The following is a 25,801-nucleotide window of genomic DNA, read 5'->3' on the forward strand; positions in this document are numbered from 1 at the left end:
AGCGCAAGGCGCGTGCCGTGCAAGCTGGCAGTTTCCCACCAGCACACGGATTTCTTCATACGCTTAATCGCGCCTCAGAACGGTACGGCGAATTTTTCTTCAAGTCGCTGGCACACAGCCGTCTGGAGCGCCTCGTGATTCAGGCGGGTGAACACGTCCTCCAGGAAGCCAAGTGTGATCAGCGTGCGGGAAGCCTGGTCAGGAATCCCACGCGCCATGAGGTAGAAAAGCTCGTCCTTGTCCACCGGGGAACTGGTGGATCCGTGGCTGCACTTCACCTGGTCGGCATTGATTTCCAGACCGGGCATGGAGTTCGCCTCGCAGGTGTCGCTGTTGAGCAGGTTGCGGCAGGTCTGGTAGGCGTCTGTGTAGTGCGCGCCCTCATCCACGAAGATGAGGCCCGAGAAGACGGTGCGAGCCTGGTCATCCAGCACGTTCTTGTACAGCAGGTCGGATTTCGCACGCGGAGCCGCGTGATGCTGAAAGGTGCGCTGGTCGACCTCTTGCGTGTCATGCGGGGAGGAGACGCCGAGCATGTAGCTCTCAGCACCGGCGCCTTCCATGCGGGAGACGCTCTCATTGCGCACCCAGGCCGCGCCCAGGTTCATGAGCAAAGCGGTCGCGGTGGCGGCCTTGTGCACGCTGGCGCTGGTGAGGTGCACGGCGCGGCTCTTCAGATTCAGATCCTGCACCACTCCGTAGATGATTTTCGCGCCATCGCGCGCATGGAGGTCCGTCACGGCCACCACGCCCTGTTCCTCGTCATCGAGCGAGCGCTGGTGCTCCAGCACGGTGATTTGCGAATTCGGCTCGCTCACGATGAGCGTGTGCGGGAACACGGAGCCGCGTCCGCCAATCCAGTGGAAAACCTCAATGGGTTTCTCCATCTGCACACCCTTCGCCACATGCAGCACGATGCCGGCACGGGTGCGGGCCTGGTGCATCTGGGAGAACTTGATGCCGCCCAGCGACGTCTCGCGGGCCATGAAATGCTCCTGCATCAGCTCCGGCATGCGCGAGGCCGCCTCGAGCAGCGGCACCAGGGTCACGCCTTCCGGCAGTGAGCCCAGAGCCTCGGGATTCAGCAGTTCATCATTGGCAAAGATGAGCCGTACCGCGGCCTCCAGCGTGGAGGTGGACTCGCTGAGCGCACGGCCCTTGTCCGCATCACTGAGGGCAGCGACCGACTCGATGGCGAGCATGGCTTCCGCCTGCTTGACGGAGCCATAGCGCCAGTGCTCATCGGTACGGATGGGCGAAGGCATGGCAGCGAACCGTTCGCCCGCCTGGTATTGGAGTTTGCTGAACCAGGTGGCAACAGTGGCAGGGGCGGACATGAGAGCGGTGGACATTGAAAAAAGTCGTATCGAGTATCGCGAGTGAGGTTGCGGGTCCTGCGTGGTCAGCCCACGCTGCCTTCCATTTCCAGGTCGATGAGGCGCTTCAGCTCGACGCTGTATTCCATGGGGAACTCACGCACGAGGTCATTGATGAAGCCGTTCACGGAAAGGCTCATCGCCTCCGCCTCGGAGAGACCGCGCTGCTGCATGTAGAAGAGCTGCTCCGCGCTCACCTGGCTCACGCTGGCCTCATGCTGGGTGGCATGCTGGTTGCCGCGCACGCTGATGGCGGGATACGTGTCCGTGCGGCTGCGGCTGTTGATCAGCAGCGCATCGCACTCGGTGTTGTTCTTGCAGCCCTTGAGATGCTTCGGGATGTGCACCAGACCACGGTAGGTCGAGCGCCCCTGGCCGATGGAGATGGACTTGGAGATCACATTGCTGGTGGTCTCATCCGCGGCGTGAATCATCTTCGCGCCGGTGTCCTGATGCTGGCCGGTGTTCGCGAGGGCGATGCTGATCACCTCGCCACGTGCCTTGCGACCCTTCATCACCACGCCGGGATACTTCATGGTGAGACGGCTGCCGATGTTGCAGTCGATCCAGCGGATCTCCGCGTTCTCATGCGCAAGGCCGCGCTTGGTCACAAGGTTGAAGACGTTGCTGCTCCAGTTCTGCACCGTCACGTACTGGATCTTCGCGTCCTTCATGGCCACGAGTTCCACTACGGCGCTGTGCAGCGTGGCCGTTTCAAACTTCGGCGCGGTACAGCCTTCCATGTACATGACCTCGGCGCCTTCATCCGCGATGATGAGCGTGCGCTCGAATTGGCCGAACTGTTCGCTGTTGATGCGGAAGTACGCCTGTAGGGGATGCTTCACCTTCACGCCCGGCGGGATGTAGATGAAGGAGCCGCCGCTGAAGACGGCGCTGTTCAGCGCGCTGAACTTGTTGTCACCGGTCGGGATGACCTTGCCGAACCACTTGCGGAAGATTTCGGGGTGCTTCTGCAGACCTTCCGTGCTGTTCACGAAGATCACGCCCTGCTCTTCCACGGCAGCCTTGATGTTCGAGTAGGCAGCCTCGGAGTCATATTGGGCCTCCACGCCAGCGAGGTACTTGCGTTCCTGCTCGGGAATGCCCAGACGGTCGAACGTGCGCTTGATTTCCTCCGGCACTTCATCCCAGGAGCGCTTCGGCTTGCGATCGCCCGCGAGGTAGTAGCGGAACTCATCGAAGTGAATGTTCTCCAGGTCCTTCGTGGCCCAGTGCGTAGGCATGGGCTTTTCATTGAAGACCTGTAGCGCCTTCTTGCGGAATTCACGTACCCACTCGGGGTCGTTCTTCACGTCGCAGATGTAGTCGATGGTCTTCTCAGACAGACCAAAGCCCGCGTCATAGACGTGGTTCTCGGGAAAGTAGAAGTCCCCAATCGTGTCGACCTTGATGTCGGCGATTTCCTCAGTCTCGGTACTCATGGAATGCAGAAAGTTCGGGGGTTCGTTCAGGCAGCCGCAGCAGCGAGTTCTTCCTTGGCCCAGTCGTAACCCTTCTCCTCAAGCTGGAGAGCAAGTTCGGGGCCGCCGCTGTGGGCGATACGCCCGTCGATCATCACGTGGACGATGTCGGGCTTGATGTAGTCCAGCAGGCGCTGGTAGTGCGTGATGACGAGGAAGCCACGGTCCGCGGAGCGCATGGCATTCACGCCACGGGAGACGATCTTGAGCGCATCAATGTCCAGGCCGCTGTCCGTCTCATCGAGTACGGCGTACTTCGGCTCCAGCATCATGAGCTGCAGGATTTCATTGCGCTTCTTCTCACCGCCGGAGAAGCCTTCATTCACACTGCGGGAGGTGAAGGTGCGGCTCATCTCGAGCTGGTCCATGCGGGAGTAGAGCCTCTTGTAGAAGGCCACTGCGTCGAGTTCCTCACCCTTCGGCAGGCGGGCCTGCAGGGCGGCGCGGATGAAGTTGGCGTTGCTCACGCCGGGAATCTCAAAGGGATACTGGAAGGCCAGGAACAGGCCGGCGCGCGCGCGCTCATCGACCGCCATGGAGAGCACATCCTGCCCGTCCAAGGTCACCGTGCCGCTGTCCACGGCATATTCCTCATGGCCGCACAGCACCTTGCTCAACGTGCTCTTGCCAGAGCCGTTGGGTCCCATGATCGCATGGACTTCACCGGGCTTCACTTCGAGGGAGAAACCTTTGAGGATCTGGCGGTCAGGGATGCTGGCGTGGAGGTCTTGGATGTTCAGGCTCATCTAGTGATTCGAGATTACAGATTTGAAATTTGAGATTGGGTACGGCGGCGGTCAGGGCGTGGGCTTTTTCTTGGCGCACTCGGGGCAGAGACCGCGGATGGCGACGTCGAGCTTGGTCACGCGACTGCCCTTGGGCAGTCTCCAGAGCTTGGGCGCCTCGATCATGTCGAGCGGCTGCGCGTCTGCGACAGCCCCGCACTGCTCACAGTGGAAATGCACGTGATCGTTCAGATTCGCACAGAACCGGGTGGAGCTACGCTCCAGATTCACCTGACGCACCAGCTTGTGCTCTACCAACGTATCCAGGCAGTTGTACACCGTCGCCAGTGAGATACCGGGCATCCGGTCCTTCGCGCGGATGAAGACATCCGTGGCCGTGGGGTGGTCGTGGGAGGCACGCAATACCTCATGCACAATGCTACGCTGCGGCGTCATGCGCAGGTCCGTTGGCATGGTAGGTTCTTCGTGGTCGGGCAGAGGAGCTTTCATGGGCAACCAGGGTGAGCAAGGTGGTTGGGGAAACAGGGTACGCTCGATTGGAATGAGATCAAGAATCATTCTAATTTCGTTCGCAAAATGGAGCTAGGGGTTGATGCTGAGAGATCCGCAGTAGGGATTGAACGATTCCCCACCAGACCATCCACTCCCCGCATCCATCCATGATCGCCTTTCTGGATGTTCACTATCAAGGTGATATCGCTTATGCGGCTGCGGTAGTCTGCGACGACTTGACGGCCTCAAGCCCCACCTTGGAGAAAGTGGTCCGAGTTTACCACATCGCGGCCTACGAGCCAGGAAACTTCTTCAAGCGTGAACTTCCCTGCCTGCTGGCGGTGCTGCAGGCCTGCCCACCCGTGGACCATCTGGTCATCGACGGAAACGTGTGGCTCGATCAGGGCAACATGGGCTTGGGTGCTCATCTGTATGAAACGTTGCTGCGGAAAGTGCCCGTCATCGGCATCGCCAAGACAGCCTACCGCGGCTCGACCGATGCCCACGCGGTGTTGCGAGGGACGAGTCAGCGGCCGTTGTATGTCACGGCAGCAGGCATGGATCCTGTGGTCGTCGCGGAACTGGTGAGGCACCTGCATGGTCCTCATCGCACACCCACGCTGGTGACACGAGCGGATCAACTCTGCCGCAGATGCGGGGAGAAGCAACAAAGGCAACTCACCACCGTCAAGCAAGCCATAGCAGTTCACTGCCTCCACATTCCAGGCCTTGGTGCCCGCACATCAAACTAACTACTTTCGCCTACAACTGCTCCGTCCAGACGAATGTTTCGCCGCCTTTCAAACAAGGGAATCCACTTCTGTCCCTCGAACATTCCCGTGCACCAGAAGGCGGCAATCGTCATTGATGGAGTATTGTAAGGAAACAGGATTGTTCCTTCGGTCTCGTGGTCTCCGAGGGCTCTTCGTTTGGCCGCATTTCTCATCAACTCCTTCTCACCTGGAGCAGCAGCTTCATAGACGTCGGGCAAAAGTATTTGGGCACCGACCTTTGATAGATAGCTCTTCAACTGCAGCCGTTTTGCCTCTTCCAAGATGGATCCGGATCCAGAAAGAATGCGCTCCTCACTTCTGAGGCACCGACCCATTGTCACTTTTACCCGATCGGAGTCCACACCCACCAGATGCAATGCGGCCCGAAATTCTTGTTCACTCTGTTCACGACCCACTCCAAATACAAATATCAGGTTAATTTGCTTCAGGCGTTTCTGTGCGACTTTACCAAGAGGGTCAACGTGGTGCTCAGCCAGTTTCACATTCTCCGGAAGATCGACCTCGAGCCATTCAGCCAGAATGTTTAGCGCTTGATATCCAGAGTTGATATTGTCGTCAAAAAGGATTATCGTTTCCGAAGTTCTGACAACGCTATCAGCTAACATAGTAACTTTATTGCCTACAGTTCTGATTTTTTCATCGGCGTTGTTCTTCCACGAGTAGATCAAGTGATTGGCGCTGTCGGCGAGATTTCCCAAAGGAACAATTGCCACCTTTCCAGACAACTGGTCACTTGCATCGTGAAAGACCTCGGAAACCAGCTTTCCCACCTGAATAGGGTACACAATTTCAAATCTATCGCAGAGCATCAATGCAGACGGTTGCAATTCCTGAGGAAACTGCCCCACGAAGGCAGTCACATCAGCTACCGTTACCGGTAACTTTCCAGGGGGGCAGAAGGCTCTCAATTTAGCTGTAATGGAGGCAATTTTCTCGTTTGTAGCCATCAACTTTAAAAAGGGCGACAGCGGCTTGAGGCGCCTTGCACCGACATAGTAGTTATTTTTGTCCAACTGTTGCCTGATGCGTTCCGCATTGGAAATCACAGATGACGCAACATAGCCTTCTTGCGCGTATTGAAGAGCGAATTCATCCCAGATCACGCGTTCCGCTGCCAGCAGCACGAGCGCACAAAGTTGCGAAGGCGCAAACAAATAACCGAGAGCCCGATTCTGAAGGTAGTAGTGAACTACTTGGTCGATTGGCAGTGTCCACCGAATGGGCAAGCTCGCTGGGTGTTCTATGTACAGCGAGTTTTGCCCTTGTTGCACACGCTCATACTCTGGGACATCCAGTAGAATATCCCTGAGATCGTCCTCGTGAATCGGAGTCGAGGCGTCCAAGGCTGCCACAATTTTGCGCAACTCAGCGAGAATCAACAGCGTGTAGCCATCCGCTCCATTCTTCATAACTTGAAACAAACTCATTGAGCGAGTTGGTGCCGTATGCTGATCAGTGCTGGGCAGCGGGTCCGAGAGACTATTGCTAGGTCCGAATGCAAAAGCTCGTCGAACTAGCGCACGATCGCGCAGTTTGGTGACCCCGAAATCGGAGTACTTAATCTCCATTTCTTTATAACTTTCAACCTTCACTTCACGTGGCAAAAGAGAATCCGGCTGAGCCACTCCCGATTCGCTTAACCATAGCCAACTGTGCAGTTGATCATACTCGCGCACTTTCGAAGGGATTCGCGCCAAATAAGACCCCAACTGAGCTTCAGCCGCTCTAACCTTCTGGTGAAGGTAGATCTTGTCATACAACGACACTCGAGCGAGACAGAATTCCTCGAAGGCAAATTGTCCTCCCTTCGACATGCCGAACACAAGCAGACCTTGATCATCGAAGCATTCCTTCAGGTGTCTAAGTCCCTCAGGCAAACTTTCACCCTTGCACTCAAAGACATTGATCTTATCGATGATCCGCCCCAAGTCTACGGATAGAGGTAAGTTTGCATAGTGCGCCTCTCGAGGCATATAGTCCAGTTTGTCCGCGTCGAGCCCACCACTTATTACCTGTGCTAAAAAGACTGTGTTTGGTCGTCCAGGGACTGGCATTCCTGCGATAAAGTGAGCTGCGTCGCACACCCACCGAGCGATAATATTGTCTCTCCCTCCTTCTTTAATATCCAGTTTTCGCAGAAAAGACCGCATGGGCTCGCAGGTCAGAATTGCGATGGACAAGACCTCTGCAGGGGCAAGCATTTTCGGCCTGCGAAAGAATGTCTGAAATTCTTTCAATATTTGCTGTGAAGAAGGGTAACGGTCCGAGCCTTGAAGATTCCATAAGATCCGCTCGGATACGTGACTGAAAAGACAATGTCCTATGTCATGGAACAATGCTGCGAGGCGGACTGGTGTCAGAAAGTCATCAATAGTCGCACCCACCGGCATCTTAGGGTATTTGGCCACTGAATCGATGTACTTTAATCGATTGACCATTTCCATCGACCTCGCGAGCACCCCGAGGGTATGCTCGAACCTGCTGTATGCTAGAGCAGGATACACCAGTTTGGCCAATCCAAGCTGGGTAATGCCTCTAAGTCGCTGGAACAACCGTGTGTCCACGATCGCAACTTCCCAAGGAAGAAGGTGACTGTACCCTACAATAGGATCTGAGATGGACTTGCCTCCATAGGAATCAAATGCCTCCTCAGAGAGTCCCGCCACAGGCTCCAGATGGTATGCGACAAACTTCGACACACCTTGCCAGAACTGCGCTAACGGTCGCGAAGTTTGCAACTCAGAGAGCAGTTCAATTTGTTCCATTTTTGTGGACAAAAAGTTTTTCCATCCCGGGTGAAAGTCAAGTGGGGCCTGACAAACACGTTGATTTAGCGGGATGGCCTACCGGCAAACAGCTGAAGGATCTGATTTTTTGAACATCACCAACTGCTCCCGCCGAACACCGGCTTAAGCATGTGCAACGCCGCAATTCTAAGCAAGCCGCTCATCAAGTCCGTAAGCTACAAGGACCTGGGGCAGGTGTCTCCACCTGCCCCAGGTCACCAACCGGGATACACTGGCACTGAAACTGTCTCGCTCTAGAACTTCCAGGTGACGCTGGCGCTCACGTTGAAAGGCTCGCCGGGGAGCACGTAGAGTTCGTCGTAGGAACCGACGAAGTGGCGCTTGTCGAACACGTTGTTGAAGTTCACCTGGATGCGGTAGTTCTCGCGCTCATAGAAGAGGGCGGTGTCCACCAATCCGTAGCTGGGCAGGTCGAAGGTGTGGTAGGTGTCGCCGGACTGGCTGCTGTAGTAGCGGCCACCCACGCCCACGCCGAAGCCCTTCAGCGGACCATCCTGCACGGTGTACTTCAGCCATGCGGTGACGGTGTGATCCGGCACGCCGAGCAGCGGAGTGCCCACGGGGATGTCGTTATCTTCCGTCACTTCGGCATCGAGATACGTGTAGGCGGCGATCAGTTGCAGACCGGGCAGAAGCTCGGCGGCGGTTTCGAATTCGAAACCACGGCTGCGCTGTTCACCACTCACGGTGGCATCCGACGGATCCGGGGTGGCAAGGTTGCTGGTGGCGACGTTCTCACGCGTCAGTTGGAACACGGAGATCATGCCGGTGAGACGGCCATCAAGGAGGTCGTACTTCACGCCGCCTTCCCAGTTCTCGCCTTCTTCTGGAGCGATGGGTGCGCCGGTTTCATCGCGGGAGCCCCACTGGGGAGCGTAAGAGCGGCTGTAGTTCGCATAGGCGGCGACGCCGGGGACGAACTCATACGTGATGCCCGCCTTCGGCGTGAAGGCATCGTCCGTGGCATCCGCGGGGATGCTGCCGTAGGAGCCGGAGTCATCCAGCCAGAGGTACTCGTAACGACCGCCGACGGTGAAGGTCAGCTTGTCCGTGAGCTTCATGTGGTCCTGCAGGTAGATGCCCACATTGTGCTCCTTCTTCAGGAATGAACCGGCGATGGTCGGCTGCGGGATGGAGACGTTGTAGTTCGGCTTGAAGAGATCGATGGCGACGTACGAACCGGGGAAGTCGTCATAGTTGATCTCGGTGTACCGGGCCTTCTGATTGGAATAGTAGTAGTCCGTGCCAAGAGTCAGCGAGTGCTTGATCGAGCCCGTGTCGAAGAGGAAATCGACCGCGGTGTCCACCATGAAGCGCTGGTAGAGGCCACGATTGTAGTCGTAGGGATTCGCATACAGCGTGCGAAGGTCGTCATCGAGAACGGAGTTGTACAGGATGTCATTCCAATGCTGCTCCACACGATAGTAAGCAAGGTTCTGGCGAATCGAGAGGGAGTCATTGAAGCGATGCTTGAACTCATACCCGAGACGGAGGGTATCAAGGTTGAGCAGACCTGACTTGCCGGGGACGCCGATGAAACGGCTCACAGGGATCTCTCCATTCGGATTCGGCAGCACGGTGCCACGCGCGGGAAGCGGCATGGAGAACAGGCCATCATCTCTCAAATAGCTCGTGAGGAAGGTGAGTGAGGTGTCGTCACCCCATTCAAACGTCAGCGACGGAGCGATGTAGATGCGCTCGTAGTCGTAGTAGTCCACGAAGGAACCCTTGTCACGATACAGCGCGGCGAGACGGAAGTAGATGCCGAGGTCATCACTGGTGGAGACGGCGATGGGTTGCACCGCCTTCGCACCTTTGCCCAAAGGAGCCGGAGTCACGGGAGCGCCAGGCGTGAGCAGAGGAACATTGATATCGATGGTGCCCTCATAGAAGTCCCACGTACCACCGGTGAAGCCGATCTCGCCGCCGAACTCACGACGCGGACGCTTGCTCACGAGGTTCACGATGCCACCGAGAGGCGCCTGACCGTACAGGGTGGAGGCAGGTCCCTTGATCACTTCCACACGCTCGAGGCCGAACGTTTCCGCGCCAATGCCATCATAGTCACCACGCAGGCCATCCTGATAGGTGGTGAAGGCCGCATCAAAGCCGCGGATGCGGTAGTAGTCCCACTCGGAGTAGTAGCCGCCCGGGGTCACACCCGCGACGTTCTTGATCACATCACCGAGGTCGCGTGCGGCCTGATCCTTGATCACCGCTTGGGGCACTACCGAAATGGCCTGGGGTGTTTCCAAAAGCGGAGTGTCTGTCTTCAATCCGCTTACCGTGCTGGTGGGCGCATTGTACGTCGTGTTTTCCGCATCTGCCGTGACGGTGATGGGAGCGAGAGTCTGCTCAGCGGCGGGGGCCGGTGCGGTCGTGGTCTGGGCGTGCGCAGCACTTCCCATGACGAGAAGGGCAGCGCAACCAAGTGGTTTCAGTTTCATGGATGTTGTGGGAGATTGGAAAAAGATTTGTGTGCGCAAAGAAAAACACGTGGCAGGCGTACTCCGCCTGCCACGTGCTCACCTACCAATTGATGCACTGCATGAGTGAGAGCATCAAAACTTCCAGGTCACGCTGGCGCTCACGTTGAAGGGCTCGCCCGGGAGGACGTAGACCTCGTCATAGGAGCCGGTGAAGTGCCGCTTGTCCGTGATGTTGTTGAAGTTCACCTGAATGCGGAAGTCTTCGCGCTCATAGTACAGAGCCGCGTCGAGGAGCGCATAGGAGGGAATCGTGAAGGTGTCATTGATGTCACCCGACTTGTCGCCCACATAGGTGCCACCCACACCGATGCCGAAGCCCTTGAGCGGACCATCCTGCACGGTGTACTTCAGCCAGGCGCTGGCGGCATGTTCCGGCACACCCTGCAGGCGGGTGCCCACGGGAATGTCGTTGTCTTCCGTCACCTCGGTGTCGAGGTAGGTGTATGCGGCAACGAAGTTGAGGCCAGGGGCGAGTTCAGCGCCGATTTCGAACTCCACACCACGGGAGCGTTGTTCACCAGCCACCGAGGAGTCGAACGGATCCGGCGTGGACAGGTTCGAGGTGGCGACGTTCTCACGCGTGAGTTGGAACACGGAAACCATCCCGGTGATCCGGCCATCCGCCAGATTGTACTTCACACCAGCTTCCCAGTTCTCACCCTCTTCCGGATCCACCGGCTTGCCTGAGGCATCCGTGTTGAAGGACTGCGGCTGGAAGGAACGGCTGTAGTTCGCATAAGCGGCCACGCCGGGTACGAACTCGTAGGTCAGACCGACCTTCGGAGTGAAGGCTTCCTGGCGATCGTCCACTGCCCAATGCAGATCATAGCGCCCACCGAAGGTAACGGTGAACTGGTCGGTGAGCTTCGCGTGATCCTGGAAGTAGAAGCCCAGGGAGTCCGTGTCATCCTCGTCGTACGAGGTGAGCGAGGGCTTCACGATATTGTGGTACGAGGGGCGGTACAGGTCGATCAACACGTACTGTCCGGGGTCATCATAGTTGATCTGCTTGGCCATGTTCTCATAGGCCTCACGGAAGTAATCCACACCCACCGTCAGCGTGTGATCGATAGAGCCCGTCGCAAACTTCACATCGATCGCGGTATCCACGCCAAAACGGTTGTTCTGGTCATCGTAGATGTAGGGATAGGCGGAGAGGACGCGGCCATCCGCGCTCAGCGAGCTTGGGTAGACGATCGAGTTCCACTTCTGGTCGATGTAGGTGTAGCTCAGGTTCTGACGCAGGCTCAGTGAGTCACTGAAATTGTGACGGAACTGGTAGCCGATGCGGTAGATGTCCTGCTCGATGTCGTTCGACTTGCCGGGGTAGCCGATGAAGCGGCGGATGTCGATGTTGCCATTGGGATTCGGCCTCACCGTGCCGGAGGCCGGCAGGGGCATGCCCACGGTATTGGTGTCATGAGTGTAGTCCGCCAGGAACGTGATGGAAGTATCCGGACCGATGTCCCATGTGAGCGAGGGAGCCACGTAGATGCGCTCAGCATCCGCGTAGTCCACGAAGGAACCCTGATTACGATACAGACCCACCAGGCGCGCATACACACCCGTGTCTGTGCCGGGGCTGCCGGCCACCACATTCTTCGCATCTTTGCCCGAGGCAGCCACAGGAGCCACCGGGGTGACGATGGGGATGTTCACATCGAAGAAACCCTCGTAGTGATCCCACATGCCGCCGGCCACGCCAACTTCACCGGAGAAGCCGCGCTCACGGGAGGGCTTCTTGCTCACGAGGTTGATCAGACCGCCCAGAGGACCTTGTCCGTACAGGGTGGAGGCCGGGCCTTTCACCACTTCCACGCGCTCCACTCCGTAGAGCTCGGAGTTCAGACCATAGTCGCCCTTCAGGCCGTCGCGGTAGGTCTCGAAGGAAGCGTCAAAGCCACGCAGGCGGTAGTAGTCCCAGTCCTGGTAGTAGCCGCCGGGAGTCACGCCAGCCACATTGCGCAGGATCTTTTCCAGCTTGGGGACGCCCTGGTCTTTGATGGCGGCCTCAGAAATCACCGAAATGGCCTGGGGCGTTTCGAGGAGCGGCACATCCATTTTCAAACCGCCGGTGTTGGAAACAGGGGCTGAGTAAGGGGTGACGGCCTCTGCAGTCACGGTCACGGGAGCGAGGGTCACGCCACCACCCGTGGGAGCAGGTGCAGGAGGCGCGGGAGTTTGGGAGAAGGCGGTGGTCCCGAGCACAAGCAGGGACGCAGCAGCGCAGCTTCGACGTCTGAGGGTCATTGGTGGGTGTGTTGTTGGTTGGTTGCCAGCCTGGTGGCTGCCCCGAGAGGGAGGCGTGGTGGGAGTACCACGAGGCCGCTGGCATTACTGCGACTGGGTCTCACGTGCAATATATAAATGAGATTGAGACTAACCCGCAATTGCTGCACAGCAAAAAGCGGCAGCCTTTTGGGGCTGCCGCTGCAAGATACCGGTGATGGAACCGGAGGAAGTTACTTCACGCGGATGATGACGGCGCTCACGTCATCCAGGCTGATGACCGCGTCATAGAATTCCTGGCCGGTCAGTTCGGAGATATGCACCGCCTTTTCGCCGACGGCGGTGACCTTGCCGGAAATCTTCTCGCCGGACTTCAGGCGGATCTCCGCCTTCTGGCCTTCGTTGCGCTTCAGGACCGTGGCGGGAGTGTCGGATGGGGTGAAGCCGATCTTGTCAGCAGCAACGGCGGAGGCGGCAAGGGTGGTCATGAGGGCAAGGATGGTAAGAGTTTTCATTGGCTGATTGGACTTGATGTGGATGTGATTTGTTTCTTGGGATGGTGAAATGAGAGTTACTTCACTTCAAATTTGATGGTGGCAGTGTTCTCGCCGGAGGTGATGCTCAGGAGGTACTTGCCCGGGGACAGTTTCTGTTTGTCCATGGTCTGGTCAAGCTTTCCGGCATTCGTTCCCTGAAGAATGATGATGGCGGGCTGGGAGCTCGGGTCGGGCGTGGTGCCGTCCGCAGCGGTCTTGTGTGCGTTGATGATGGTCATCTCGGCTTTGTTGCCAATGGAGATGGCGGCATCCGCAGCGACGGGCTTCTCGATCTGGGCGAAGGGTTCGCCGGCTTTGTGCGTGGCAGTCTGGTCACCGACCTTCACTTCGAAGGGCAGCGGGCCCTCAGCAGCAGCACTGCTGATACTGGTTCCAGCAAGGATGAGAATGGCGAGGGTTTTGAGGAAGGAATGTTTCATATCTGGACTCACTTCATTTGAAGTGGCCAGTGATTGTGACGCAACTGACGAAATCTTTTCGCCATGGCGGTGCATCTCCTGGGAACTTCGGCTTTAGCCGCCGAAGGAAACCTGTACGGGCAAACCACCCTCAACGGCGACTGCAGTCGCCGCCCCTTGCTACTCGTCGCCTCTCTTCACAACTTTGATGGAATCTCGTAGCACACCGCCTCGCGATCATTGCGCACCAGCAGGTAGCGCCCCGCGAGTGTGGGTGGATTCCAGGTCTTTGAGCTCAGCGCCTTGATCCTGCCGACTTCTTCCAGCTTCTCCGGATTGGCCTTCACCAAAACAACATCGCCCGGCTCCGTTTGAACTAGAAGATGATCTCCCACGACAAGGTGCTGGCCAAATCCATACCTGCCTTCACGCCACACACGCTCCCCATCCGCGAGATTCACACAGGCCAGGGTACCCTCATCCAGGGCATAGGCGTGATTCCCAATCACCGCGGCGCTGCTGAACTTCGTGCGCGGCGTCGTGCTCGTCCACACCACTGCGCAGGCGAACTTGCCACCATCATTCCTCGTGATCTGCAGCAGGTGGCTCTTCATGCCGTAGCTCGCGGTCACGAGCAGTCGATCCGTTCCCACGAGAATGGGCTGGCCAACCTTCGCATACGCATTGGGCGGCCAGTCAAAGTTCCAAAGCACCTCGCCCGTTGCAATGTCATGACCAGTCACGGAGCTGGCGTTGACACTGACGATCTGTTCTTTGCCTCCCAGAGTACGCACCACCGGCGAGCTGTAGCTCGCGCCATCCACACCAGCCTTCCAAACGATTTCACCGCTGTCCCTCCTCATTGCGAGCAGTGTCGGCGCACCCGTACCCCCACTCACCACCACCAGATCACCCACGAGCAGCGGCGCAATGCTCTTGGCCCAGACGAGATTCTCCGTACCGGATTCGCTGAGAATGTTCCGGCTCCACACCAGCTTGCCGGTGTCGAGTTCCAGACAGTTGAGGATTCCCGTCGCCCCGAGGGAGTAGACCAGTTTCTTCTCCAGATCGAGGGTCGGGGTGGCCCGAGGTCCATCACCACCCATGCCTTCGGAAAACCTCGCTTGATCCTTGTGTGACCATAACAACGAGCCGTTGGTGATGTCGTAGCAGCTCACATACTCTTCCTCGCCGCGCTGCTCCTGGGTGATGGCACGCCGCCCCGCCACGGCAAATCCCGGCCACCCAAGGCCGATGGGGATTCTCCACAGTTCACGCGGCGCATGCGTCTTCCAATCTGTCTGGATGCCGGCATCAGGAATGACGCCATCACCATTCACTCCCATGAACCGCGTGAAGTCTGCCACGCCCGCCGGCACGGGACCGATATCGCCTTTCGCAGCCTGAGTTTCCGCAAGGGCAGGCAGATCGACCACACCCGGCTTCGTCCAGCGCCAGGTGAATTTCGGAAACGCCGTGCCATCCGCGGAGCCTTCACGACGCACGGTGAAGGCAATTGCGGCAGCCAGCAATACCCCTGCCAGCACCACCACACCCAGCCTCGCCAGACGCCTGCCTTTTCCTCGCAACACCCACCACGTAGCAGTGAGCGCCAACCACAGAACCGGCAGCAAGATGAGAGCTGCCGAGCGGGCCACATGCCCATCCATCCAGGTCCAGGCGATGACGCCTCCAAGGATGAGCGCCGCAATGACAGGGAAACTCAACAAAAATCGGAGCGGGGCGGAGTTCATTTCAGAGCAGTGTACGCCAGCCAGGCGGCATGTGGAGGTGAATTCCTTGAAAGGCAGCTCCCCTCCCGCCTGTCTCTATTCACCCAATCTCATGCATTCTCTCGTTCCCGCCCGTCTCCTTTCGCTTTTCGCCTGTGCGGCAATCCTGCCTGCCACTTCTGCAGCAACTCCCTACAACGACCCCAATCCCCAGCGCTACGAGCTGACCGCCCGGGCCAGCGAGATTGATTCGAACGCGAAGGAGCATCCGGAAATCGATTTCGTTTTCACCAAGAACGGCAAACCCAGTGACACCGAGAAGGCCGTGGTGGACACGCGAGTGGCGCCGAAAGGAAAGCTGGTCATCTGGCTCATGGGCTACAACGGACAGCTGTTTGACCGTGTCTCCAGCTACGGCATGCACGCCATCCAGGTGCACTACGCCAACGGCTGGTTCGGCAAGCTCTCCAAACTCGCTGGTGATGATGACAAGTACCTGGGCAAAATCCGGCTCGAAGCCTCCACCGGAGAAGACTTCACCCCAGCAGTCACCATTCCCAAGGCTGACGGCATGATGGAGCGCGCCTATCAGTTTGTGAAGTGGCTGTCACAAAAGAACCCCCAGGGGAAATGGGAACAGTTCCTCACGGAGGACGGCAAGGGCCTGCGCTGGGACAAGGTGATCATCTCCGGAGCGTCCCATGGCGCCACCACTTCAGCCCGCTTCGCACTTCATCAAAAGGTGGACCGCGTGGTGATGTTCTGCGGACCGCGCGACCAGCTTGAAACCTGGCAGGCCCTGCCCTCCGCCACACCGAAGAATCGCTTCTTCGGCTTCAGCCATGTGCTCGATGGCGGCTGGACGGGCGACCACTACTGCCGCTCCTGGGAGCTGCTGGGCCTGCATCAGTTCGGCCCCATTGTGAACGTGGACAAGGAAAAGGCGCCCTACGGCAGCACCCGCCGGCTCATCACGGATGCCGATGTGAAGAATGATGCCAAGAAGGCCCACGGCTGCGTGGTGCCCGGAGGCAGCGCCGTGAAGGGTGCCGATGGCAAGTTCATCCACGAAGACGTGTGGCGTTACCTGTTCCTCCACCCCGTGGAAGAAACCGGCAGCGCGGTAGCAGCGGATGCCGACTGCGTGAAGGATCAGCGGAAGTAGGCCGCCGTGCGCAGATTCTGCAAGGCGTTGTGAAAAAGCAGCCTTGACGGGTCACGACCTGCGTGATGCAATTTCCCACTGTTGAGTGAGCACTCCCCCGGGCTCGCGTCTGTACTTCTGACGTCGTCCAAAACAACACTGCCATGTGTGCTACCCATCGCTCCACCGTGTGGAAGTCCGCGCCTTTCACGATAGGATGCCGGACCCTCGTCGCGATTGCGGCGCTGACCCTGGCCCCAACATGTTTGACCCGGGCCAATGATCCGACGCCAGCCCAGCGCCTGGGTGAACTGCATACCCAGTTTACTGAGACGCTGGACCGCGAAGTACTGACCGCTCATGCGGCCGCAGCCGCCAAATTGCGCGCCAGCTACATCACGGCGCTGGAACAGGCACTGGCCGCTTCCACCAAGGCTGCCAATCTGGGCGACTCCCTCGCCCTGCGCGATGAGATCAAACGCATCAATGCCGACCCTGCGGCAAAACCTGCCTCCACTGAACCTCCGCCACCAACCCTGGCCCAGTTGCGGGAAAAATACGAAGGAGCACTCGCCAGGCTGGAGTCTGACAAGGACAAGAAGAGCCAGCCGTACTACGCCATGTACGCGACGGTGCTGTCCAATTACCTGAAGGACCTGACCAAGAAGGGCGACCTGGATGGAGCATCGAGCGTGCAAGAACGCCTCAAGGAAGTAGCCCAGAAACAACCGGCTGATGCGCCCAAGCCAGCAGAATCCCGCCAGGCAAAGGTCGAGATCGAGAATGTGCAGATGGCGCCCTTCAGGAAAGGCGAGCCCATACACGGCGATACGGACAAGTTCACATGGGAAGATGTTCCGGAGCGCTTTGCCGGGTATCAGTTTTCGAGAGACAAGACCCGCTATGTCGGTGTCCTGCGCTTCAAGGTGACCTCAGATGGCACCGTCTATCTAGGCTGCTCTGATCGCTGGGGTGGAGGTGGGAACGATGGCCCATGGAAAAATGAAGTCATCACCCAATCCAAGATGAAGTCGGATGGCTGGAAGTCCGTGAAAGCGCAACAGCCCGGGGCAATGGCGGAGACCATGGATGGGTCTTCTTCTCCCGGGAATGCAAGGCGGGCGAATCCTTTGCCATCCGCACGGAAAAGTACGTGAGCCCGATTCTGCTGTTGAAGGATTGAGCGCCAGCACTGCTCGCATCCCACAACGCCAGAGGGGAGGGCGTGCTCAAGCCACAATCTTTTGCAACACCTCACCATGCACATCCGTGAGGCGATAGTCCCGGCCACCATGCTCAAAGGTGAGCTTCTTGTGATTGATGCCCATGAGATGCAGGATCGTGGCATGCAGATCAGGCATGGTGACAACGTCCTCCACCGCCCTGTAGCCATACTCGTCCGTGGCGCCGTAGGTCATGCCCCCCTTCACTCCACCACCGGCCATCCAGATGGTAAAGCCCTGCGGATTGTGATCACGTCCATCCGCGCCCTGCGCGAAGGGCGTCCGCCCAAATTCACCCGCCCAAATCACCAGCGTGCTGTCCAGCAGTCCGCGTGACTTTAGATCTGTCAGCAATGCAGCGATGGCCTGGTCCACAATGTAAGCATTCTGCGCATGGTGCTGCATCAGGGAACCATGCTGGTCCCATGGCGCGACATTACGGATGCCGCGCACATACCCCACCTCCACGCAGCGGACGCCTCTCTCCACCATGCGACGTGCGAGCAGGAGCTGGCGTCCATATTGGGACTTCAACTTGTCCGCTGAATCCAGGCCGTAGAGCTTTCTGGTGATTTCTGTTTCACCACGCAGATCCGTGAGCTCCGGCACAGCCGACTGCATGGCGAAGGCGGTCTCGTAGTTTCGTATCGCGGCATCCACGGCGGGATCTGCATGCCCCAGGGATTTGAGAAACGCCTGATCGGATGTGGCCACGAAATCCAGCTTGCCGATCTGACGCGTGACAGCTTCACGTGGCGTGATGTTGGGAATCGCTTCGCCGCCACTGAAGGCATCAAACGTGGAGGCCTGATGTGTGGCAGGCAGGAAGCCACTCCCAAAATTCTCCACTCCGCCAAGCGGCACCATGCCACCACTGACCACGGCATACGCGGGCAGGTTCTGATTCTCCGTGCCCAACCCATAACTCAACCACGAACCCATGCTCGGTCGCCCCTGTAGCGGATGCCCGCAGTGCAGCATGAGGGTGGCCTGCGCGTGCTCCGGGAAGTCCACCTTCATGGAGCGAATGACACAGATGTCATCGATGACCGAACCGGTACACGGAAACAAATCGCTCACCGGAATACCGGATTTCCCATATGGTTTGAAACTCCAGGGACTGGCAAGCACATGGCCATTGGCATCGAACTGCGTGGCCTCGATCTTCATTTTGAAGGGCAGGCCGTTCTCTTTCTTCAGCAGCGGCTTGGGATCGAAGCTGTCTACATGCGACACGCCTCCATCCATGAACAGCAGGATGGCATGCTTTGCACGCGGCTTGAAGTGCGGCTTCTGCGCCTGGGCGGTCCCGGCCAGCATGGCATTCAATGCCAGCCAGCCAAATCCATGCGCGCCATGCTGGAGAAGCTGCCTGCGATTGATGTAAGGATTCATGGAATGAAGATGAACTCCTTCATGTTGAAAAGCGCGTGAGCGAGGTCCCTCCACGCCACATCACCGCCCTCCGCATTTCTCTTGCCGACACTCTCATCTGCCTTGGCTACAGGCTGCACGGCACGCACTGCCAAAAAGTTCATGGCACGACCCAGCTCCCCGCCAGTGGGAGCACGGCCGAATGCTTCCTGATACATCAGGACCACACGTTGTTCGTTGCCGACGGGCAAAGCCTCCACGCGACGCGCCCATACCTGTGCCTGATGCAGCACAAAGGGGTCGTTCATCAACGTGATGCTCTGTGCTGGAACATTCGTAACGCTGCGATTGCCTGTGGGATTGTTTGGACGGGGAAAATCGAAGACGGTCAGAAAGTCACTCAGGAAATTCCTTCGCACCTCGAGGTAGAGACTGCGTCGGCCACGCCCATCCAGCGGTCCAGAAGGCGGCTGCTTGTCCGGATCCACCGCAGTGCGGTAGTGGAAGTGCTCACTCGGACCGCCCTGGTGCAGGCTGAGATTCCCAGCCGTATGCAGCATGGCATCGCGAATGGATTCCGCTGGCAGCCGGCGCACATGCGCGTGTGAGAGCAGCAGATTCCCCGGATCCTTCATAAGGGCATCGGGAGACGGCTCACTGCTGGTCTGCCAGGTGCTGCTGGCGACAATGTAGCGCACCAGTTTCTTCACGGACCAACCTTCCTCCATGAACTTTGTGGCCAGATGATCCAGCAACTCCGGATGCGTCGGCTTGTCACCCATGCGCCCGAAATTGTCCGTGCTGCCCACCAGCCCGCGTCCGAAGAGATGATGCCAGATACGGTTCACCATGACTCGCGCCGTGAGTGGATTGTCACGCCGGGTGAGCTCCACAGCCAGCGCATGGCGATCACCTCGCGCGTCCGTCAGCATGCGTCCTCCCAGCACCTCGGGCATGCGGCGCGGCACCATTTCGCCCGGCGTCAGAGGATCGCCCCGGACAAAGATGGGTGTATCGTTACCGCTGCCATCATCCTGCACACCCGGCGCACGCAGGGCGTTGGGAATGGCATTCTCCAGCTCGCGATACTCTCGCACCAGCCCCTCCAGCACACTCCCCTGCTGGAAGGAGTTCTGAAGCAATTTCTCATCCAGCAACCCCTGGAGCAATCGTGCCTGGGCATCGTCGAGATTGCCGCTCTTCCAACAGGTCATGGCATCATGCACCGCACCTTCAAAGCGCCTCACATACGCGTCCCAGGGCTCATCGACCTTTTGCATCAGAGCCACAGGCAATGCTCCGCGCCATGCGAGCGGCTGGCCATCCTCGTGCAAAGCAACATCCAGGACGCCAAATGAAGATCTGCCATTGGAGGATGCTGCCCACTTCACTGCGTCTTTCACATTGCCAACAGTCGGCAGATCATCACGCGTCATCACCTCCACATGAGCACGACGGCCCAACCACTGCTGCTTCAACCGCATGGTGTACCATCGTGGCACAGCATCGTTGAGATCCTTGTTTGCTGGAGCGAAGAGGACGATGTCGCCCTGGCAACCCTCCACCACCAGACGGAGCCTCGCCTTGCCCGTGCCAGATGCGAGCACGCTCACATTCTGCTTCGCGAGAACAAACTCCGGTGAGCGCAGCGAACCGCCATGACGCTCGGACACCGCATCAGAATAGTATCCAGCAGGTTGGACCGCTCGCACCAGTGCGGGGCCTGTCGCATGCAGTGAAAGCGTTCCAGCAGTTGCGGGGCCTTCCGGCAAACCGGGCCCGGAGTGGCGCCACTTTTCCGGCGCCAAGTCACGTGATGGCACCACCGCAGCCGTCAGCCTCCCACGCATGCCATTCAGTTCTGCAAGATCGGAGTTCCCCGCTGCTTTCATGAGCACGGCACGCAGGGCATCACCATCAATCCCGTCCTTCAACCACTGCGCACACAGTTCATCGCGGATGGCATTCTTCAGCATTGCGAGCTTGTCGTCATGCCGTGTCAAAGATGTGGGTTCATCAATGATATTCAGCACCGGACGCGCGCCGGCAAAGACACCATAGAGCGCGTAGAAATCCGCCGTCGAAATAGGGTCAAACTTGTGGTCGTGGCAGCGCGCACAGGAGATTGTGAGGCCCATGAAAGCGCGGCTGAGATTCTCGATCTGCCAGTCGATGACTGAGGCTTGCTCACGCATCACATCCACCGGTGTGGCGTAAAACTCGGACATGCGCTGGTAGGCGGTGCCCAGGAGAGATTCATTGATGCCCAACGCCGCATTCATGCGTGGGGTATCCAACAGATCCCCGGCAACCTGCTCACGGACGAACCGGTCGTACGGCAGATCCTCATTGAATGCGCGCACGAGGTAGTCGCGATAACGCCACGCGTAGGGATTCAAGTAGTCATGCTCAGAGCCAAAGGTCTCCGCATAACGCGCTACATCCATCCAATGCCGTGCCCAGTGCTCCCCGAACGCCGGTGAAGCCAGCAGGCGCTCCACTTGCACTTCAAATGGCAGCCCATGCAGAGACTCCTCAGGAGGCAGCCCGGTGAGCGCGAAGCTGAGTCGACGCGCCAGGACCTCAGGCGCTGCCTGCGCCGAAGGCTTCAGTCCCTCCGACTCCAGCCGTGCAACGATGAAGCGATCCAGAGCATTCACGGGCCACATGGCATCCTTCACCGCAGGAGGCGCCGGATCCGTGACGGGTTGAAAGCACCACTGCTCCTTCCGTTCCGCATACTTTTCCGCCCATGTCCGCCCTGCTCCATTTTCCGGAGGAAAGGGCGGCTGGTGAAAAGACGGAGCCTCCGCCAGCAGCGTCGGCACCGCGACGCTGCAAGCAAGAAGGATTAGAGATGTACGTGAGCCGTGCACTCTGAGGGAGGAATAACCGTCTGAAAGGGGGCATTCTATCCGGCCTCAGTGTTCCTGGCCCAGCAGTCCCGGGTCCCTCCCGCAAAGATTCACATTGCTTCGGCCCCTGCCTTGCGTAGTGCTGACGCGACTGATTGATGAAGACGATTCTTTGCTACGGCGACTCAAACACGTGGGGCTATGATCCCGTTGCCTCTGCCGGCACTCCCTACGCCATCCGCCATCCCCACGATGTGCGGTGGACCGGGGTGCTCGCCCGTGAACTAGGGGAGGGGCATCGCGTCATTGAGGAGGGCATGAATGGCCGCACGACCGTACTCGATGATCCGGTCATCCAGCATCGCAACGGACGCGCCTATCTACCCGCCTGCCTGGAATCTCACAAACCCATCGACCTTGTGGTGCTCATGCTCGGGACCAACGATCTCAAGGTGATGTACAACCTCCCCCCAAGCGAAATCGCCGCGGGAGCCGGACAACTCGTGAAGCTGATCAAGCAGAGCGAAAGCGGACCGAAGGCAGGCGCGCCACGCATTCTGCTCGTCAGCCCAGCACTCGTTGGCGACTTTTCACGCGTGCCGGATATCGCCGAGAAGTTTGTCGACGCCATGGAGAAGACCCGGCGATTCCCCGTGCTGTACGAAGCCATCGCCCAGCAGCATGGTTGTGCGTTTCTGAACATCCAGCCACACGCGAAGGCCAGCGATTGGGATGGACTTCACTTCGAAGCGGATCAGCACACGAGCATTGGGCTCGCGATGGCGTCGGCCGTGAGACGTGTCCTGGGCTGAAAGGGCGGTACTGTCAATGTCGCTGGGCGACCAGTGGACCTTCAGCCAGCCGTCACCTCGTTAAGAGCGTCCACCAGCGCCCGTGTCGAAGCGGGGGCACGACCGCGCTGCCAGAGAACGATGAAGTCCCACCGCGCCCGCTCATCCGTGACGGGTACGAAGGTCACGCCCGGATGCTGGGACTTGAGGAAGTAATCCGGCAGGAGGGTCACGGCGGATTCTGAAGCCACCTGCGAGAGCACGTTGGTGATGCCATCCACGGTAACGAGAAAGCGGGCTTTGAAACCTGCGGCCTTGCACACCTCCGACATCCAGCGATTCCGCCCCGGCATCTGCTCCTCGTCCACGCCTATGAAGTCACGGCCCTTCAACTCTCTGAGCGATACAGCCTTCCGCTGCGCGAGAGGATCCCTGTCGGCCATGGCGACGCAGACACCGAAGGAGCGAAGCCTGGCATGATGAAAGTCCCCTGCCGCGACCGCCCCCTCCTGGCCGATGAGCGCGACATCAAGCTCGCCCGCTCGCAGACCATCGATCTGCTCACGTGGAGAAGTGTCATGCAATTTCAGCTTCAGGTCAGGGTGTGTTTTGCGCAGCCGTGACAGCGCGGGCGTGAGCACGGATTGCGCCGCAGAAATGAGGTAACCCACCCGCAGCTCCGATCGCTCCCCCCGCGCCTCCCGGCGCAGGTTTGCCAGCGCCGCATCATATGCCTTCACCACGGGACGCATGGACTTCACCACGGCGTGGCCAAGTGCCGTGGGAGACACACCGCTCGCCTCCCGCTCCAGCAACCTCCCGCCCACCTCGTTTTCCAGCGCCTTCATCTGGCGGCTCAGGGCAGGCTGGGTGATGCGCAGCCGTAATGCAGCGCGGTTCACGCTGCCTTCCTCAATCACCATGAGCAGCGCGCGGATACGGTCGATCATGTCCCCATGGTTATGCATTTTCAGCATACCGGCAACGACGAACCGGCATTACCCATCCCTCTCTGCCGGATGCACTTTGGGCACATACAACCCCAAAGTAAATATGGCCGACCGTTTCATGCATACCGTGCTCACGCCCGCTGTCCTGGAGGCGGAGCGCCACTACTACGGACGCACCTACCCCACGTTTGATACCGAGCCGGAGAGTGATGCCTTCACTGAAGCTGAAGTGGATTTCATCCAGAGCCGGGACTCCTTCTACATGGCTACCATCACCGAGAATGGCTGGCCCTACCTCCAACATCGCGGCGGGACCAAGGGATTCCTACGCGTCACCGGTCCCAACGAACTCATGTTCGCGGACCACGGAGGCAACCGGCAGATGATCAGCGTGGGAAGCCTCGCCGTGAATGACCGCGTGAATCTGTTCCTGATGGACTACCCGTCACGCTCACGGTTGAAGATCCTTGGACATGCCAAGGCGCTGGACGCGAGGGAGCATCCGGACTTGGTAGAGAAGATCAAACCGCCCGGTGGTCATGCCTCCAAGGTGGAGCGGATCTTTGTCATCAAGGTGCTATCCTACGACTGGAATTGTCCCAAATTCATCACGCCGCGCTACACCGCTGATGAAGTGGCAAAGACAGTGGCGCCACTCAAAGCGCGCATCGCCGAGTTGGAAGTACAGCTCAAGCAACGCACTTCATCATGAACCCGCGTGGCTGAGGGAAGATGTGCCACACCGCGACCAACGGTCGCAGCCACAGTGGCTGCCAGGGCGTTGCTCCCGTGACGCAGGACTCAGGCTGTGGCTGCGACCGTTGGTCGCGGTTGAGTGCTGCTACTCGCAGCACCCAACTCAAATAACTCTAGACGCCACGAAGGCATCACACGCCTTACGCGATCAGGTCCTTGATCACCTTCGGACCGTCTTCCACGCCTGTGAGACGGTAGTCGAGGCCCGCGTAGCGGTAGGTGAAGCGCTCATGGTCGAACCCAAGCAGATGCAGAATCGTGGCGTGCAGGTCGCGAACATGCATCGGCTTCTCGACGGCCTGGAAGCCGAACTCATCCGTGGCGCCATAGATGGTGCCGCCCTTCACGCCGCCACCGGCCATCCAGGTGGTGAAGCCCCAGTGGTTGTGGTCGCGACCACGCTGCTTGCCGGCATTGGATCCCGGAGTCGGCAGCTCAACGGATGGCGTACGGCCGAATTCTCCACCCCAGATGATCAGAGTTTCATCGAAAAGACCACGCTGCTTGAGGTCGGTCATCAGTGCTGCAATCGGGCGGTCTGTCTGTTCCGCAAGGCGCTTGTGATCGAGGATCTCATCGTGGTTATCCCACGGCTGGCCTTCACCCGTCCAGAGCTGGAGGAAACGCACCCCACGCTCCAGCAGACGGCGCGTGATGAGACACTGGCGCGCGAAGGCTTCGCGGCCCTTGCCAAAGATGCCGTACATCTGGCGCACCGACTCCGGCTCCTTCATGATGTCGAAGGCGTCGCTGGCCTCCATCTGCATGCGATAGCCAAGCTCGTAGCTCTGGATGCGGGCATCCAGTTGACCGTCGCGCTGGCGCTCGATCATGTGACGCTGGTTCAACTCAAGAAGCAGGTCGAGCTGGCGACGCTGCTGCTTCAGGTCGAGCGACGTGTTGCGCACGAACTCCACGAGTTTATCCACCTCGAGATTTTCCGAGTCCACATACGTGCCTTGATACACGCTGGGAAGGAACGCAGCCTGCCAGTTCTTTGAGCGGCGCACTGGCATGCCATTAGGGCACATCACAATGTAGCCTGGCAGGTTCTGATTTTCTGAACCCAGGCCGTAGGTGATCCACGAGCCCATGCTCGGGCGGTTGAGGCGGCTTTCGCCGCAGTTCAGCAGGCCGAGCGACGGCTCGTGATTGGGCACATCCGCGTGCATGGAGCGGATGACGCACATGTCATCAGCATGCTGCGCGGTGTTTGCAAAGAGCTCGCTGACCTCAAGACCGCACTTCCCATACTTCTGGAAGGTGAAGGGTGACTTGAAACCTGCTCCCGTGGGACGCTCCGTCTTGAGAGTGTTCGGCAGCGTCTTGCCGTCCATCTTTGTGAGCATCGGCTTCGGGTCGAAGGTGTCCACATGGGAGGGACCACCATTCATGAAGAGATGCACCACGCGCTTCGCTTTCGGTGCGAAATGCGGAACACGCACACCAAACGGATCTTGTACCGTGGACGGCGCGGCCTGGGCACCAGTCTCATGCATGAGCTTGCCCAGCGCCATGGATCCAAACCCCATGCCGATGCGTGAGAGCAATCCGCGGCGGGTCAGGAAATGATGTTCAAGATTGGGGGCGTGATGGGACATGGGGG

At 58.8% G+C, this 25,801-nt stretch carries 19 protein-coding genes; 5 read left to right on the forward strand and 14 right to left on the reverse strand.

Translation table 11 applies throughout. From position 1 onward, the window contains the following. Positions 1-74 precede the first annotated feature (74 nt). Genes sufD through DES53_RS17845 form a run of 4 tightly spaced genes read right to left on the reverse strand, consistent with a single transcriptional unit; the run spans position 75 to position 4,092 of the window. Positions 75-1,352, reverse strand: coding sequence for a Fe-S cluster assembly protein SufD (gene sufD, locus DES53_RS17830; protein WP_113959644.1), 1,278 nt, complete (start codon positions 1,350-1,352; stop codon positions 75-77). Positions 1,353-1,402: 50 nt separating this feature from the next. Next, positions 1,403-2,818, reverse strand: a complete 1,416-nt coding sequence (sufB, locus tag DES53_RS17835) for a Fe-S cluster assembly protein SufB (RefSeq protein WP_113959645.1) — start codon at positions 2,816-2,818, stop codon at positions 1,403-1,405. Positions 2,819-2,844: 26 nt separating this feature from the next. After that, positions 2,845-3,603 (reverse strand): Fe-S cluster assembly ATPase SufC, encoded by a 759-nt coding sequence (gene sufC, locus DES53_RS17840; RefSeq protein WP_113959646.1) that lies wholly within the window; start codon positions 3,601-3,603, stop codon positions 2,845-2,847. A gap of 51 nt (positions 3,604-3,654) precedes the next feature. Beyond that, positions 3,655-4,092 (reverse strand): Fur family transcriptional regulator, encoded by a 438-nt coding sequence (locus tag DES53_RS17845; protein WP_113959647.1) that lies wholly within the window; start codon positions 4,090-4,092, stop codon positions 3,655-3,657. A 170-nt stretch (positions 4,093-4,262) separates the two neighbouring features. Between DES53_RS17845 and DES53_RS17850 the strand changes: the two genes are divergently transcribed. After that, positions 4,263-4,847, forward strand: coding sequence for an endonuclease V (locus tag DES53_RS17850; RefSeq protein ID WP_113959648.1), 585 nt, complete (start codon positions 4,263-4,265; stop codon positions 4,845-4,847). Here DES53_RS17850 and DES53_RS17855 read toward each other — a convergent pair. From DES53_RS17855 to DES53_RS17880, 6 genes are all read right to left on the reverse strand, one after another. After that, positions 4,844-7,654 carry a phosphoribosyltransferase-like protein gene (locus DES53_RS17855; protein WP_113959649.1) on the reverse strand — a complete coding sequence of 937 codons (2,811 nt, stop codon included), beginning with the start codon at positions 7,652-7,654 and terminating at the stop codon, positions 4,844-4,846. The two genes, DES53_RS17850 and DES53_RS17855, sit on opposite strands and share 4 nt — an antisense overlap. A gap of 275 nt (positions 7,655-7,929) precedes the next feature. After that, positions 7,930-10,143: a TonB-dependent siderophore receptor gene (locus DES53_RS17860; protein ID WP_113959650.1), complete on the reverse strand. Its 2,214-nt coding sequence runs from the start codon at positions 10,141-10,143 to the stop codon at positions 7,930-7,932. A gap of 114 nt (positions 10,144-10,257) precedes the next feature. After that, positions 10,258-12,435 (reverse strand): TonB-dependent siderophore receptor, encoded by a 2,178-nt coding sequence (locus DES53_RS17865; RefSeq protein WP_113959651.1) that lies wholly within the window; start codon positions 12,433-12,435, stop codon positions 10,258-10,260. A 212-nt stretch (positions 12,436-12,647) separates the two neighbouring features. Further along, a complete protein-coding gene (locus DES53_RS17870; RefSeq protein WP_211325594.1) occupies positions 12,648-12,902 on the reverse strand; it encodes a hypothetical protein in 255 nt (84 codons plus the stop codon). A gap of 83 nt (positions 12,903-12,985) precedes the next feature. Next, positions 12,986-13,390 (reverse strand): hypothetical protein, encoded by a 405-nt coding sequence (locus tag DES53_RS17875; RefSeq protein WP_147263460.1) that lies wholly within the window; start codon positions 13,388-13,390, stop codon positions 12,986-12,988. A 176-nt stretch (positions 13,391-13,566) separates the two neighbouring features. Continuing rightward, positions 13,567-15,123 carry an outer membrane protein assembly factor BamB family protein gene (locus DES53_RS17880; protein ID WP_113959654.1) on the reverse strand — a complete coding sequence of 519 codons (1,557 nt, stop codon included), beginning with the start codon at positions 15,121-15,123 and terminating at the stop codon, positions 13,567-13,569. 91 nt (positions 15,124-15,214) lie between these two features. Between DES53_RS17880 and DES53_RS17885 the strand changes: the two genes are divergently transcribed. Together DES53_RS17885 and DES53_RS17890 are read left to right on the forward strand one after the other, a co-directional pair. Continuing rightward, positions 15,215-16,267, forward strand: coding sequence for a BPSS1187 family protein (locus DES53_RS17885; protein ID WP_211325595.1), 1,053 nt, complete (start codon positions 15,215-15,217; stop codon positions 16,265-16,267). Between the two features lie 143 nt (positions 16,268-16,410). Next, complete coding sequence (locus tag DES53_RS17890) at positions 16,411-17,403, forward strand: hypothetical protein (protein ID WP_147263461.1); 993 nt, start codon at positions 16,411-16,413, stop codon at positions 17,401-17,403. Between the two features lie 72 nt (positions 17,404-17,475). Here the strand turns inward: DES53_RS17890 and DES53_RS17895 are convergent, their stop codons facing one another. Then, a complete protein-coding gene (locus DES53_RS17895; protein WP_113959656.1) occupies positions 17,476-18,864 on the reverse strand; it encodes a DUF1501 domain-containing protein in 1,389 nt (462 codons plus the stop codon). Further along, the gene (locus DES53_RS17900; RefSeq protein ID WP_113959657.1) at positions 18,861-21,671 is read right to left on the reverse strand and encodes a DUF1549 and DUF1553 domain-containing protein; all 2,811 of its coding nucleotides are present in this window, start codon (positions 21,669-21,671) and stop codon (positions 18,861-18,863) included. The genes DES53_RS17895 and DES53_RS17900 overlap by 4 nt, the downstream gene beginning before the upstream one ends. 185 nt (positions 21,672-21,856) lie before the next feature. Between DES53_RS17900 and DES53_RS17905 the strand changes: the two genes are divergently transcribed. Beyond that, positions 21,857-22,510, forward strand: a complete 654-nt coding sequence (locus tag DES53_RS17905; RefSeq protein WP_113959658.1) for an SGNH/GDSL hydrolase family protein — start codon at positions 21,857-21,859, stop codon at positions 22,508-22,510. Between the two features lie 41 nt (positions 22,511-22,551). Here the strand turns inward: DES53_RS17905 and DES53_RS17910 are convergent, their stop codons facing one another. Further along, complete coding sequence (locus tag DES53_RS17910) at positions 22,552-23,439, reverse strand: LysR family transcriptional regulator (RefSeq protein ID WP_113959819.1); 888 nt, start codon at positions 23,437-23,439, stop codon at positions 22,552-22,554. A 118-nt stretch (positions 23,440-23,557) separates the two neighbouring features. On the opposite strand from DES53_RS17910, the gene DES53_RS17915 reads away from it, so the two are divergent. Then, positions 23,558-24,151 (forward strand): pyridoxamine 5'-phosphate oxidase family protein, encoded by a 594-nt coding sequence (locus tag DES53_RS17915; RefSeq protein WP_245958199.1) that lies wholly within the window; start codon positions 23,558-23,560, stop codon positions 24,149-24,151. 184 nt (positions 24,152-24,335) lie between these two features. On the opposite strand, the gene DES53_RS17920 is transcribed toward DES53_RS17915, so the two are convergent. Further along, positions 24,336-25,796, reverse strand: a complete 1,461-nt coding sequence (locus tag DES53_RS17920) for a DUF1501 domain-containing protein (RefSeq protein ID WP_113959660.1) — start codon at positions 25,794-25,796, stop codon at positions 24,336-24,338. Between the last annotated feature and the right edge of the window lie 5 nt (positions 25,797-25,801).

This window comes from Roseimicrobium gellanilyticum, assembly GCF_003315205.1.
In the GTDB taxonomy this organism is placed as follows: Bacteria; Verrucomicrobiota; Verrucomicrobiia; order Verrucomicrobiales; family Verrucomicrobiaceae; genus Roseimicrobium; species Roseimicrobium gellanilyticum.